Genomic DNA, 14,172 nt, shown 5'->3' on the forward strand with positions numbered 1-14,172 from the left:
GATGGCTTCATCACCAGCGTCGGTTTGAACTGCGGATGGCCTTCCCAATTCGGCACGTTGACGATGCTGGTGAATCCGGCCTTCGAGGCGACGCGCTACGACGGCATCGATCGAATGCTCGCCCTGAGCCCGGGCTGCGGATCCGGCAAGCCTTTGACCCTGACGTAGTACATATAGAGCAAGGGATTGGTGATGAAGGCATCGAAGCGCCGCGCTTCAAACATGCGGAACAGCGCGCCCGGGTCGGCCGCCTCGCTGTGCCGACGCGCCAGAATGAGTTGGTCGACAAAGGCGTCGTAGTTGGCGCTGTAGCGGTAGGAGCGCACCCCCCCCAAGGTCAGTTGCGGGTCGGCCAAAAATGCCTTGAACGACTGCATGCTCCGAGGCACCCGGGGGCCGAGTACCATCACATTGTCTTCGATGATGTAGGGAAAGAACCAGGCGAAGGCGTCCCGTTCGGCGGTTTGGATGCCCGAGCCGGCCATGTCGATGCTGCCGCTCTTGAGGTCCACCCAGGTGCGTGCACGTGGCTGCAAACTGACCTCGAATGCGCAGCCACTGCGACGCATGAGCTCCTTCTGCAGATCGTCATCAATGCCGCCGTAGCCGCTGCTGTAGGCCATGCCAAACTCGTAATGGGCGAAGCGAATCGGATGGTCCGGGCACAGGGAAGCTGGCGCGGCGCTGACCGGCCGCAGCAGGGTCAGCCCGAGGGCCAAGACTGCCACTGCGCGCGCAAGTTGCCGCTGCTGCCGCACGGTAACCCAATGCTCTCTACTCAACATGAACAAAACCCCTGCTATCAAAAATCGAACTACGCGGGTTCTGAATGTACTTGAGGCGAGCATCGGCTCGGCGCCAACGCTGCACCGAGGAACTCAGGCGTCGGTTGCCCGAGATGGCCGTTTCCGTGACCTTGATGTCGGCGATGGGGCCCGGCTTGACCGCCGTTGGGTCTTTCGACAGCACGGCAAACTCAGCCACTCAAGCTTCGACCAGTTGGAGCTGGCCATCAGGGACTTCTGGCCAACACCGGCCGCAGCGCCACCCCCGTGTGCGAACCCGCAGCCACCACCGCCTCCGGTGTGCCCTCCACCACCACCGCGCCGCCGGCCGTGCCGCCATCCGGCCCCAGATCGATGACCCAATCGGCTTCGGCGATCACATCGAGATCATGCTCGATCACCACCACCGAATGCCCGCCCGCCACCAGCCGGTGCAGCACGCGGATCAGGCGCTCCACATCGGCCATGTGCAAGCCCACGGTCGGCTCATCCAAGACATAGAGCGTGTGCGGTGCCTTCTGGCCGCGCCGCCCGACCTCGTCGCGCACCTTGACCAACTCGGACACCAGCTTCATGCGCTGGGCCTCGCCGCCGGACAGCGTCGGCGACGGTTGGCCCAGGGTCAGATAACCCAGGCCCACGTCTTGCATCAGCTTGAGCGGATGGCCGATCGCCGGCATCGCGGCGAAGAACGGCGCGGCCTCGTCGACCTCCATCGCCAGCACATCGCCGATGCTCTTGCCCCGCCAGCTAACGCCCAAGGTCTCCGGATTGAAGCGCTGGCCATGGCATTGGTCGCACAGCACCTTCACATCGGGCAGAAAGCTCATCGCGATGGTGCGCATGCCCTGGCCTTCGCAGCCGGGGCAGCGACCTTCGCCGGTGTTGAAGCTGAAGCGGTTCGCCGCATAGCCGCGCGCGCGGCTTTCCAAGGTGTCGGCAAAGAGCTTGCGGATCGCGTCCCAGAAACCGATATAGGTCGCCGGGCAGCTGCGCGGGGTCTTGCCGATCGGCGTCTGGTCAACTTCCAGCACCCGGTCGACCAGCTCATGGCCTTCGATGCCGGCGCAGCCGATCCAATGGACCGGCGCCTTGCGCAGCGGCACGGCTTGCGCCATGTTCGCCAGCAACACATCGCGGGCCAGCGTACTCTTGCCGCTGCCCGACACACCGGTCACCGCGACCAGGCGGTGCAGCGGCACATCGACCGTCACCTGCTGGAGGTTGTGTAGCGTCGCTGCCAAGACCCGCAGGCGCGGCGCGTCAGCCACCATCTCGCGGCGCGGCGCCAAGGGGTGAATCAGCGGCTTGGACAGAAAGCGCCCGGTGACCGAATCAGGCCGCAGCGCCAGATCGGCCACCGTGCCTTCTGCCACCACATGACCACCGCGCTTGCCCGCACCGGGGCCAATGTCGATGATGTGGTCGGCGCGGCGTATCGTGTCCTCGTCATGCTCGACCACCACCAAGGTATTGCCCAGGTCGCTCAAACGGCCCAAGGCCTTCAAGAGAATCTGGTTGTCGCGCGGATGCAGGCCAATCGTCGGCTCATCCAAGACATAGCAAACGCCTTGCAGATTCGAGCCTAACTGCGCCGCCAGGCGGATGCGCTGCGCTTCGCCGCCGGACAGCGTCGGTGCGGCACGGTCCAAGGTCAGATAGCCCAGGCCGACTTCCTCCAGAAACTCCAGCCGGCCCTTGATCTCGCTGACCACATCCCGTGCAATTTCGGCGTCACGTCCCAACAGCTCCAGCTCGGCGACCCAGAGGCGCGCGTCCTTGACGCTCCAGGATGCCACCGTGCTGATGGCCTGATCTTCAAACGTTACCGCCCGCGCGGAAGGGTTCAGGCGTGCGCCATGACATTCGCCGCAGGGCTGGTCAACCAGACCTTCGATCTCGACCTCCTGGCCGGCAAAGCTCTGCTCACGGCCGCCTTTGTCGTCTTGAATGGAATCATCCAAGGCCTTACGCTGCTCGCGCGTCAAGGCCAGACCTGTGCCCACGCAGCCCGTGCACCAGCCATGCTTGCTGTTGTAGCTGAACATGCGCGGGTCCAGCTCGGGGTAGCTGGTGCCGCAGGTCGGGCAGGCGCGCTTGGTGCTGAAGACCTTGACCGTGCCAATCCCCAGCGTCGAATGCGCCTCGGCGATCGCCTCGTGCAGCCCGTCCAGCGGCGTCAACAGATGCAGCACGCCCTTGCCCAGCTCCAAGGCCTTGGCGAGCAGTTCACGCAACTGAGTTTCGTTGTCGGCGGAGATGATCAGATCACCAACCGGCAACTCCAGCGTGTGTTCCTTGAAGCGATCCAGGCGCGGCCAAGGCGCGGTGGCGATGAACTCGCCGTCCACGCGCAGATGCGTGTAGCCGCGCGTCTTCGCCCATTTGGCCAGGTCGGTGTAGAGGCCCTTGCGGTTCATCACCAGCGGCGCCAACAGGCCGACATGCTGACCCTTGTGATCGCGCAGCAGCTGGGCGGCGATCGACTCGACGCTTTGCGGCCGCACCGGCGTGCCGTCATGCACGCAATGCTGAATACCTAACTTCACATACAGCAGGCGCAGGAAATGCCAGACCTCGGTGGTGGTGGCCACCGTGCTCTTGCGCCCACCACGGCTGAGACGCTGCTCGATGGCAACCGTCGGCGGGATGCCCCAGACCGCGTCGACCTCGGGCCGGCCGGCCGGCTGCACGATCGAGCGCGCATAGGCATTCAACGACTCCAGATAGCGGCGCTGGCCCTCGTTGAAGAGGATATCGAACGCCAGCGTCGACTTGCCCGAGCCCGACACGCCGGTGATCACATTGAACTTGCCGCGCGGAATCGAGACATTGACCGATTGCAGATTGTGTTCACGCGCATTGACGATCTGAATCACCTCGTCGGCCGTGGACCTTGCACGGCGTGCACGCAGCAGCGATTGCAGCGGCACGCCCTCCTCGACCTTGTGGTCAATGGCCACGGCCGGCCGGTCCATATGGGCCGAATACTCGCGCAGCGCCAGCGCGGTATGCGATGTCGGGTGCTCCTTGACCTGCTCGGGCGTGCCGACGCAGACCAGCTCGCCGCCACCCTCGCCACCCTCGGGTCCGAGGTCAATCAACCAATCTGCCGCGCGAATCACGTCGAGGTTGTGCTCGATCAGGATCAGCGAATGGCCAATGGTCAGCAATTTGCGCAGCGCCCGCATCAGCTTGGCGATGTCATCAAAGTGCAAGCCGGTGGTCGGCTCGTCGAACATGAAGAGCGTGCCTTTTTTGGCCAGCGCCTGCCTCGGCTTGCTGGCCGCTTCGGCCAGGAAGCCGGCCAGCTTCAGCCGCTGCGCCTCGCCGCCCGACAGCGTCGGCACCGGCTGGCCCAGCTTCACATACTCCAGCCCCACATCAACAATCGGCTGCAGCTTGGCGACCACCTCGCGGTCGTCTTTGAACAAGCGCACCGCTTCGCTAACGGTCAATTCAAGCACGTCGGCCACGCTCATGCTGCGCTCGGCTCTGTCGAGCTTGACGTCCAACATCTCGGCCCGATAGCGCCGGCCGTCACAGTCAGGGCAGCGCAGATAGACGTCGGACAAAAATTGCATCTCGACATGCTCGAAGCCCGAGCCGCCGCAAGTGGCGCAGCGGCCGTCGCCGGCATTGAATGAAAAATGACCGGCGGTGTAGCTGCGCTCGGCCGCCATCGGCGTGGCGGCGAACAGCTTGCGCAGCTCATCAAAAGCGCCGACATAGGAGGCCGGATTGGAGCGCGAGGTCTTGCCAATCGGCGACTGGTCGACGAACACCGCATCGGCCAACCAGTCGGCGCCGAGCAGGCGTTCATGTGCGCCCGGCGTCTCGGAGGCCTGGCCAAAATGGCGGGCCAGCGCGGGGAACAAAACGTCCTGCATCAGCGTGCTCTTGCCCGAGCCGGACACGCCGGTCACCACCACCAGCCGCTGCAAGGGGAACTCGACCGTCACATTGCGCAGATTGTGCTCACGCACGCCTTCCAGGATGAGCTTGGGCGTGCTGGCCTCGACCGCGCGCTTCAGCCCCATGCCGACCAGCTTGCGCGCTCCCATATAAGCGCCGGTCAGCGTGTCGGCCGCGCGAATCGTCTCGGGCGTGCCGTCAAACACGATCTGGCCGCCGCGCTCACCCGGCCCGGCCCCATATCGATCAGGCGGTCGGCCGCCAGCATCACCGCCGGGTCATGCTCAACCACCACCAGCGTGTTGCCGGCATCGCGCAGTCGCTGCATGGCCTGGATGATGCGACCCATATCGCGCGGGTGCAGGCCGATGCTGGGCTCGTCCAGCACGAACAGCGTGTTGACCAAGGACGTACCTAAGGCCGTGGTCAGGTTGATGCGCTGCACCTCGCCGCCGCTGAGCGTGCGGCTTTGGCGGTCCAGCGTCAGGTAGGCGATGCCGACATCGCAAAGATATTTGAGCCGGTTGCGGATCTCCTCCAGCAGCAATTTGAGCGCGTCGTCCAACAGCGTGCTGGGCAGCTGCAGCTGATCAACAAAGCTGCGCAGCCGGTGAATCGGCAGCTGCATCAAATCATGCAGGGCCAGGCCGGGCAAGGCCTCCAGTTGCGCGCGCGTCCAGGCCACGCCCTTTGGCATCAGCCGCTGGCTCGCCGGCAACAAAGAATCTGCCAAATCCTTCGAGCCGACCCGCCAGAGCAGTGACTCGGTCTTCAGCCGCGCGCCGTCACAAGTGCCGCACGTGGTGTAACTGCGGTACTTGGACAAGAGCACGCGGATATGCATCTTGTAGGCCTTGCTCTCCAGATACTCGAAGAAGCGTTTGACGCCGTACCACTGCTTGTTCCAGTTGCCGGTCCAGTTGGGCGAGCCATTGATGACCCAGTCATGCTGGGCGGGCGAGAGCTGGTTCCAAGAGGTGTCGCGCGGTATGCCGGCGTCGGCCGCGTACTTGAGGAGATCGTCCTGGCTGTCTTTCCAGGCCGGCGTCGACAGCGTCTTGATCGCGCCATTGCGCAGCGTCTTCTTGCCGTCCGGTATCACCAGGCCGAGGTCGACGCCGATCACCCGGCCGAAGCCCCGGCAGGTCTCGCAAGCGCCCATGGCCGAGTTGAACGAAAACAGCGGCGGCTGCGGCTCCTGGTAGCGCAGATCGCTTTGCGGGCAATGCAGGCCGGTGGAGTAACGCCAAAGTTCTGCGTCCACCCCTTCTTCAACGGCCAAGACATAGACATTCATCCGCCCGCTGCCGCGCTTCAGGCACAGCTCGATCGCCTCCATCGCCCGCTGCTTGTCAGTGCCTTGCAGGCGAAAACGATCGGCGACTACATCCAACAGCTTGCGCGGCCCGGTGATAGAAGCCACCTCGCGCTCCGCCTGCACCTTCGTAAAACCGCTGGCCGACAGCCATTGCGTCACTTCCTCGGAGCTGGTCGTCGCCGGAAGCTCGACCGGAAAGGTCAAAACAATGCGCGGATCTTCGCTCTTGGTGCGCTCCAGCAACTCCAAATAGATCGTCTGTGCCGTGTCATGCCGCACCGGCAGCGCGGTTTGCTGGTCGAACAGCTCGGCGGCGCGGGCGAACAAGAGCTTCAGGTGGTCGTTCAGCTCGGTCATCGTGCCGACCGTGGAGCGCGAGGTGCGCACCGGATTGGTCTGGTCGATGGCGATCGCCGGCGGCACACCGTCGACGCGGTCAACAGCGGGGCGGTCCATGCGGTCGAGGAACTGGCGCGCATAGGCCGAGAAGGTCTCGACGTAGCGGCGCTGGCCTTCGGCATAGAGGGTGTCAAAGACCAAACTCGATTTACCCGAGCCGCTCGGCCCGGTGACGACGGTCAACTCCCCCGTGTGCAAATCAAGATCGATGTTCTTCAGATTGTGTTGACGGGCGCCGCGGATGCGGATGGTGCCTTCGGACATGGAGTGATGCCTGTAACTGCGCTGAGGAGAGCCATTCTAGGAAGCCCAAGCACTGAAAGCTGTCAGTAGCATCATGCCGTTCAACAAAAATGGGGTTTGGCCGCATGGCGGTAAGGTCAAGCCCCGATTCCGGGGGGGTGTCGCCTGAATGCCAATTTACCCTAGGCCAGATTGCGGTGGGTCAACAGAGCGGCAACAATGCCGAGTAGCGCCTGCCCCCGGGCTGTTCACCGATGGCGCGCGTCTTGACCGAAGAAGCGGGCCGGCCGGGGCGGGGCGGGCCGGGAGCTCAAGCAGCAGTCGCTGTGGCTGCAAGCAAGTGAGAGGGAGCGGGATGGAAACCACCAGTTTTAAAAGCGCCGTCGCGGCCAACTGGTTGCGCATGTCCGCCCAGGGCTCGGGCGACAGCGCCAAGACATTACCCCCGGGCATCGATAGCCGCAGCGCCATGCTGGCCACCGGCATCGAGCCACCGGTGGTGCTGCTGGTTGAAGACAATCAAATCAACCAAGTGGTGGCGCTGGAGTTCCTGGCCGTCATGGGTCTGCGCAGCCGTCTGGCCAAAAACGGCCTCGAAGCCTTGGCCTCGGCCAAAGCCAGCCCGCCTGATCTGGTGCTGATGGACATCCAAATGCCCGGCATGGACGGGCTGGAATGCACCCGCCAGCTGCGCGAGTTGCAGCGCAGCGGCCAACTGCCGGCTTTCCCCATCCTGGCGCTGACGGCCCATGCCTTGGAGAGCGATATCGCCGCCAGCATGGCCGCCGGCATGGACGAGCACCTGACCAAGCCCTTGGATTTCATCGCCCTGCGTGGCCGGCTGAGCCGCTGGCTGGTGTTGCCGGGACTGAAATCCTGATTTTTCAGTCCGAGCGGGATTACTCACAAACCACGCTTACCGGCGCTAAAAAGCCCGGGCAGGTCAAGCTTGCCCCAGCGGCTTCAGCAACTCCGCCAAATCACCCTCGGTAAAGAGCGGCTGCTTGCGCCCGGTCGAGCCGCTGTACATGCTCTCGGCCAGCGCGGCCTTGCGCTCTTGCAGCGCCAAGATGCGCTCCTCGATCGTGCCCTGCGCGACCAGTTTGTAGACAAACACCGTCTGCGTCTGACCAATGCGGTGGGCGCGGTCGGTGGCCTGGTTCTCGACTGCCGGGTTCCACCAGGGGTCGTAATGGATCACGGTGTCGGCCTGCGGCAAGTTCAACCCCACGCCGCCGGCCTTCAGGCTGATCAAAAACACCGGCACCGCGCCGCTGGTGAACTGTTCGATCAAGGCATCGCGATTTTGGCTTTGGCCGGTCAGCTTGACCCAGGGGATCTCGCACTTCTCCAGCTCGGCCTCGATCAGCGTCAACATGCTGGTGAACTGCGAGAACAGCAGAATGCGCCGCCCTTCGGCCACCATCTCGGGCAGCAGCGTCATCAGCTGCTCCAGCTTGGCCGAGCTCTTGACCTTCTGCGCGGCGGCCAGCTTCAGCAAACGCGGGTCACAGCAGACCTGGCGCAGCTTCATCAGCGCATCCAGGATGGTGATTTGTGACTTGGCCAGGCCTTTGCTGCTGAGCGCCTCGCGCACGGTCTTTTCCATGCCTAGGCGAATGGTTTCGTACAGGTCGGCTTGCTTGCCCTCCAGCTCGACCCGCTCAATCGTTTCCACCTTGGGCGGCAGCTCGGTCGCCACCAGCGCCTTGGTCCGGCGCAACATGAAGGGCGTGACGCGGGCGCGCAGCTGCTGCAGCCGCGCGCTGTCGCCCTGCTTCTCGATCGGGGTACGGAACAACTCGGCAAAGCGCTTTTGGCTGCCCAAAAACCCCGGCATCAAAAAGTGGAACAAGCTCCAAATTTCGCCCAGATGGTTCTCCATCGGCGTACCCGACAAGCACAACCGGTGGCGGGTCTGCAACTGCCCCGCTACTAGTGCGGCATGGGTGCTGGCGTTCTTGATGTTCTGGGCCTCATCCAGCACCACCAGGTGCCACTGCGCCTCCAGCCAGCGCTCCTTGTCGCGCTGCAAGAGCGAATAGGGCGCGATCACGATGTCATGCTCGGCCATCGAATCCGCGACCTCATGGCGGTCCTTGCCGTGGATCACCAGACAGCGCAAATCGGGGCAAAAGCGTTCGGTCTCGCGCCGCCAATTGCCCATCAAACTGACCGGCGCAATGATCAGCGCCGGCCGGGTCAGCCGGCCGGCGTCCTTCTCCAGCTGAATATGCGCCAGGGTCTGCAGCGTTTTGCCCAAGCCCATATCGTCGGCCAAGATGCCGGCCAGGCCATGCTCGCGCAAGAACTGCAACCAGCTCAGGCCTTGGCGCTGATAAGGGCGCAGCTCGGCCCGCAGCGAGGGCGGGGGCGCCACCTCGGGCAGCTCGGCGCGGCCACTCAGGCGCTGCACCAGCTCACGCAGGCGCTCGGCACCGGCCCAGACCGCCCCCTCGCCCAGGCCGGCGACGGTGCGCAGCGCGTCCAGGCGCGAGATTTTCAGCGTCTCGCCACTGAAGTCACCGACCAGTTCCAGCAAGGCGGCCAACCAGGGCTTGAGCGCCGCCGTGGGCAGGCGCAGGAAACCACCTTGCGGCGGCGGCCGGGGCAAGTAGACATGGGCAGGCATGTCCGGCTCGCCGCTGACGGGGTCAAGCGGGCTGCGCGCCAAGGCGGCAATCAGCGCCGGCAGCAAGGGCAAGATGTTGTGGCGCTCGCCGTCTATCTCCATGCCCAGCGACAAATCAAACCAGGGCGAGGTGGCACCGGCTTCTTCATCACCATCCACGCCAGCGCCCTCCGGCCGCAGGCTCACGTCCAGCGACTCGGCGTGCGAGATCCAATCCTTCAGTCCAGCGTCCAGCGTCAGCTCAAAACCAGCTGCGCGCAGAGGCTCGAAGTCGGCCTCGGCCCAGTCCAGCCACGGCTGTTGCGCGGCATTGCCGGCAATGCCGTAACAAGCAGGAGCCACGTCAAGGGCACTCAGCCCCAATTGCCGCAAGGCAGCGACGGCGCTCGCCTCGGCCGGCAAATCACGCTGCAAACGCAGCCGCCCGCTCGGCGTGTCGACCATCACCAGCGCGGCCTGCCCCGGCCAAAAGCCGCGCTGCCCCGCGTAGTCAAACTGCAGCTGCGCCACGATCAGCCCATCGGTTTCGACCTCATTTGGCGTGGTCGCACGCAATTGCAAGCAAGGCGTGGGCGTGATGCCGAGCAGGCTCTCCATGGGCGTCAACATCGGCGGCAGCGGCAACACGCCGAGCTGCTGGCTCAGCGCCTGCTGGTGCTTCTTCAAGGCCTCGGCCTGCATGGGCGGCGCCTTCAGCAAGGCGGCCACTTGGGCAGGGGTCAAGCCCGGCGTCAAGACCGGGCCGCATTGCCGGCGCACGGTGTCGAGATAGAGCGGCGGGCTGTTCAGGCACAGCTGGGCCTCGCGGCCGGCGAATTCGGCCCGCAAGGCCCAGGTGTTGGCCAGCGCGCTTTGCAGCTGTTCTTGCCAGGTCCAGCCCAGCGCCAAGGGCTGCGCCCATTGCAGCGGATGGACCGCCCAGTTATTGCCGCCGGCCGCAAACAAGCGCCCGGTGCTGGCCGCTTTTTCCAGCAACAGCAAGCCCAGCTTGCCCTCCAGCTTGACGACAGGCTGGTAGGCATAACTGCTGTAATAGCCGGTCTTCAGCGGCGGCATCGCGCGCATCAGTTGCAGCAACTCCAGGTCGGCCTCGCCGGCCTGGTCAAACGCCGCCAGGCCCACCTCGGGCGCTTGCCGCAGGGCCTTGGCTACGGCCCAATCGCCGCTGGGCTTCAAGTAGGACGTCAGCGCCTCCAGGTGCAGCACGGGGCCTGCGCCCTGCAGCGAAAGTCGGTACAGAAAACACTCGGTGCGCTGTGCTTGCGGCTTGCGCTGCTGCTGACCCAAAAAACGGTAGACCTCGGCGGCCGGCTGCGGGGCGCTGCTGCGCTCAAGCTCATTCAGCCAGCGCAGCACTTGCGCGTCGGCCTCGGCCCGCGCTTGCTCCTGCTGGCGCAGCAGCTCCGCTCGGGCGGCTGCTTCCAGTTGCTTTTTGGTCGGCGCAGCCTTGGCGGTCTGCAAGGGCAGGTCGGCAGGGGCCGGCTGTGCGGCCAGCAGGCGCCGGCCCTGGTAGGCCGCCTTGATCATCAAGGCCACGCCATGCTTGCACTGCGAGCCCACCGGGCAGCTGCAATCGCTGACCCAGCCCAGCAAGGCGCCGCGCGGGCCGAGTGACACCTCGATGCCCAGCTCATAGGGTTCGCGCTGGCTGCCCTGCACCTCGCCGCTGACCAACCACCCCCGCTTGATCGGATTGATCGCCAGGTCCAACACCTTTTGCGTGCGGTACAGCTGCAGGCCGCGCATATAGCTGGCGGGGTCACAGTCCCGCACCAGGCCCGACAGATCAAACCAGAGATTGGATGATGAAGAAGGAGAAGATTCGCTCGCCATAGCCCTGCTCAGCGCCTTGTTGGAAGGTTTAGGGACGTTCTGCAACAAAGCCGCGAACTGTACGCGAACGCCGCGCCGCGCCGCCAAGTCACAATCGCGTCATTCAGCCCCGTGAGCCATCCTGCCTGCCATGAACGCCAATCTCTTTGCCGCCCTGCAGGGCGCCTTCCCCGCCGACTTGGACGGCTGCGCGATTGAATGCGCTGACGGGCCAAGCCTGGGCTTGCGCTATAGCTGGCGCGACCTGGAGCGCGGCAGCGCGATGCTGGCGAATCTCTTGTTGTCGCTGGATTTGCCGGCCGGCAGCCGCATCGCCGCGCAGACCGCCAAAAGCGTCGAAGCGCTGATGCTCTACCTCGCCGTCTTGCGGGCCGGTTATGTCTATTTGCCGCTCAACCCCGCCTACCAGGCGGCCGAGCTGGACTTTTTTCTCCGCGACGCCGAGCCGGCCGTGCTGGTCTGCGCCGGCGCCAATTTCGGCTGGGCCTCCAAGCTGGCGTTTTTGGCCGGCACGCGCTATGTCTTCAGCCTCAATGAAGACCGCAGCGGCAGCCTGCTGCAGCGCGCCGCTTCTATGAGCGACGAACACAGCATTGCCGAAAGAGCCGACAACGACTTGGCCGCGATTGTCTACACCAGCGGCACCACCGGGCGCAGCAAAGGCGCGCTGCTGAGCCACGCCAACCTGCTCAGCAATGCCCGCACGCTGAAAGACTTGTGGGGCTGGCGGATTGATGACGTGCTGATCCACACCCTGCCGATCTTTCATGTGCACGGCCTGTTTGTCGCCTCACATGGCGCGCTATTGGCCGGCGCCAAGATGATCTGGTTCAACAAGTTCGAGCCGCGGGCGGTGATTGCCCGCTTTGCCGAGGCGACGGTCTTGATGGGCGTGCCCACGCTGTATCTGCGGATGCTTGGTGAGGCCGCGCTGACGCCCGCCGCTTGCGCCCCCATGCGGCTGTTCATCAGCGGATCGGCGCCGCTGCTGCTCGACACCTTCACCGAATGGCGCAGGCGCAGCGGCCAAAAAACGATACTGGAACGTTACGGCATGAGCGAGACCCTGATGCTGACCTCCAACCCCTACCGAGCCCTGGACGGCGACCGGCTCGGCGGCACGGTCGGCCCCGCCGTGCCGGGCGTCGAAGTGCGCGTCAGCAAGGACGGCGAGCGGCTTTGCGCGCCGGGCGAGATCGGTGCCATCGAGGTGCGCGGCCCGAATGTGTTTGCCGGCTATTGGCGCATGCCGGAAAAAACCCAAGCAGAGTTCAGCGCCGACGGCTGGTTCAAGACCGGCGACGTCGGCTTTTGCGACGCCAACGGCTACTACTCAATCGTCGGCCGCAGCAAGGATCTGATCATCTCCGGCGGCTTCAATGTCTACCCGGCCGAGATCGAGGGCTACTTGAATGAATTAGACGGCGTCGCCGAGTCAGCGGTGATCGGCCTGCCGCATGCCGACTTCGGCGAGGCCGTGGTCGCCGTCTTGGTCGCCAAGCCGAATCAAAGCCCGGACGGTGACGCCTTGATCGCCAAGCTGAAGCGGCAAATTGCCGGCTTCAAGGTGCCCAAGCAGGTGTTCATCGTCGAAGAACTGCCGCGCAATGCGATGGGCAAGGTGCAGAAGAATCGGCTGCGCGAGCAATACCGGGCTTGGTTCGCATGAGCAGCGCCGGCCAACTTCAAGCCGACCGCTGCCCACGCTGCGGCAACGCCTTCCACTGCGGCGCCGCCGAGCCGCGTTGCGACTGTTTCGAGCTGAATTTGAGCCCGGCGCTGCGCCAGCAATTGGCCCAGCAGTACGCCGGTTGCTTGTGCGTTGCCTGCCTGAAGTCCATACAACTTGACGCTGAAAGCAACCGGGCAACCCCGCCCGCCGCTTGAAGCAGTCACCCAATTAGGCGCAACAGCGCGCGCCTAATCGACGCTATGCAGGTAAGGCGCTGACCCTAATATTGATGACCACAGGCGGTCAAAATGAAAGGACCGCCCATTTCCGCCCATTTCCGCCCATTTCCGCCAATCCGCCCTCAGCCTTGCGCCGAAAGTCAGCATGAACGCACCTCAGCACAACGCAGCCCTGCCGACCATCTTGGTGGTTGACGATTCGCCCGACATCTTGATCCTGATGGAAGAGCTGCTCAGCGATCAATACAACATCCTCACCGCCCCCGGCGGCGCCCAGGCACTGGAAATCATTGACGGCTCGGTGTCGCCGGACTTGGTGCTGCTCGACTGCATGATGCCCGGCATGGACGGCTATGAAACCTGTCGCAAGCTGCGCAGCTCCGGCGCCGCCGGCACGCCGGTGATATTTTTGTCCGCACTCAGCTCGATCGAAGAGCGCCTGCTGGGCTATTCGGCCGGCGGCGATGACTATGTCTGCAAGCCCTTCGAGATGCCCGAGCTGATGGCCAAGATCGAGCGGCAGCTGTCCGTCTCGGCCGTCAAGCGCGAGCTCGGTGACCAGCTCAATGAGGCGGTCAATGCGGTGATGAGCAGCGCCGACATGGTCGGCGAGGTCGGCGTCGTGCTGGACTTTCAGCGCGCGCTGAATGCCTGCACCGACTATGCCGGCATAGCCGCCAAGCTGTTCGAGTCATTTGAGCGTTACCGGCTGGACGGTTGCATCCGCATGCAGGGCAAGCTGGGCACCATTTCACTCAATAGCCGGTCGGCCTGCACGGCGCTTGAGTTGTCCATCCTGGACCATGTGGCCGCCCAAAATCCCGACCCACGCATACGCCCGTTTGGGCCGCACACCAGCTTCAATTTCGGCAGCGTCATTGTGTTTTTGCGCGATCTGCCGATGACGCGCCCGGCCGACATGGACCCCGAACTGTCCGAGCGCCACGGCCGCGCCATCGACAACGTTGCCTTGCTGATCGAGGGCGCATGCACCAAGGTGACGGCGCTGGACAATGAGTTGGCCGTGCGCGAACTGAACGTCACCGTCATGAAGATGGTTGCTATGACCCGGCTGGCGCTGGCGGACATCTCGGCCAAAAACAAAGCGCAGTCCACCGAGGTGTTGGCGCTGTTCG

Annotated in this window: 6 protein-coding genes and 1 pseudogene; 4 read left to right on the forward strand and 3 right to left on the reverse strand. The window is 64.4% G+C overall.

Annotated features, from left to right (window positions below; all coding sequences use genetic code 11):
- Positions 1-95: 95 nt before the first annotated feature.
- The gene (locus RMO57_RS05890) at positions 96-785 is read right to left on the reverse strand and encodes a transporter substrate-binding domain-containing protein (protein ID WP_310385083.1); all 690 of its coding nucleotides are present in this window, start codon (positions 783-785) and stop codon (positions 96-98) included.
- Between the two features lie 227 nt (positions 786-1,012).
- A pseudogene (gene uvrA, locus RMO57_RS05895) lies at positions 1,013-6,681 on the reverse strand (excinuclease ABC subunit UvrA).
- 334 nt (positions 6,682-7,015) lie between these two features.
- Between uvrA and RMO57_RS05900 the strand changes: the two are divergent.
- On the forward strand, positions 7,016-7,540 hold the full coding sequence (locus tag RMO57_RS05900; protein ID WP_310385085.1) for a response regulator: 525 nt from the start codon (positions 7,016-7,018) through the stop codon (positions 7,538-7,540).
- 63 nt (positions 7,541-7,603) lie between these two features.
- On the opposite strand, the gene RMO57_RS05905 is transcribed toward RMO57_RS05900, so the two are convergent.
- Positions 7,604-11,125 (reverse strand): DEAD/DEAH box helicase, encoded by a 3,522-nt coding sequence (locus RMO57_RS05905; RefSeq protein ID WP_310385086.1) that lies wholly within the window; start codon positions 11,123-11,125, stop codon positions 7,604-7,606.
- Positions 11,126-11,255: 130 nt separating this feature from the next.
- On the opposite strand from RMO57_RS05905, the gene RMO57_RS05910 reads away from it, so the two are divergent.
- The 3 genes from RMO57_RS05910 to RMO57_RS05920 form a co-directional block, all read left to right on the forward strand.
- Positions 11,256-12,794, forward strand: a complete 1,539-nt coding sequence (locus RMO57_RS05910; protein WP_310385087.1) for a malonyl-CoA synthase — start codon at positions 11,256-11,258, stop codon at positions 12,792-12,794.
- Entirely contained in the window at positions 12,791-13,012 is a 222-nt protein-coding gene (locus tag RMO57_RS05915; RefSeq protein ID WP_310385088.1) for a cysteine-rich CWC family protein, read from the forward strand. Before RMO57_RS05910 ends, RMO57_RS05915 begins: the two co-directional genes overlap by 4 nt.
- Before the next feature lie 169 nt (positions 13,013-13,181).
- A partial coding sequence (locus RMO57_RS05920) for a response regulator transcription factor (protein ID WP_310385090.1) occupies positions 13,182-14,172 on the forward strand: 991 nt, incomplete at its 3' end.

The sequence above is a fragment of the Roseateles sp. genome, from assembly GCF_031397715.1.
Lineage (GTDB): Bacteria > Pseudomonadota > Gammaproteobacteria > Burkholderiales > Burkholderiaceae_C > Paucibacter_A.

Bases quoted from the DNA above. Each gene is read 5' to 3' on its own strand.
- RMO57_RS05890 (WP_310385083.1), bottom strand. From the start codon at position 785: ATGTTGAGTAGAGAGCATTGGGTTACCGTGCGGCAGCAGCGGCAACTT.
- RMO57_RS05900 (WP_310385085.1), top strand. From the start codon at position 7,016: ATGGAAACCACCAGTTTTAAAAGCGCCGTCGCGGCCAACTGGTTGCGC.
- RMO57_RS05905 (WP_310385086.1), bottom strand. From the start codon at position 11,125: ATGGCGAGCGAATCTTCTCCTTCTTCATCATCCAATCTCTGGTTTGAT.
- RMO57_RS05910 (WP_310385087.1), top strand. From the start codon at position 11,256: ATGAACGCCAATCTCTTTGCCGCCCTGCAGGGCGCCTTCCCCGCCGAC.
- RMO57_RS05915 (WP_310385088.1), top strand. From the start codon at position 12,791: ATGAGCAGCGCCGGCCAACTTCAAGCCGACCGCTGCCCACGCTGCGGC.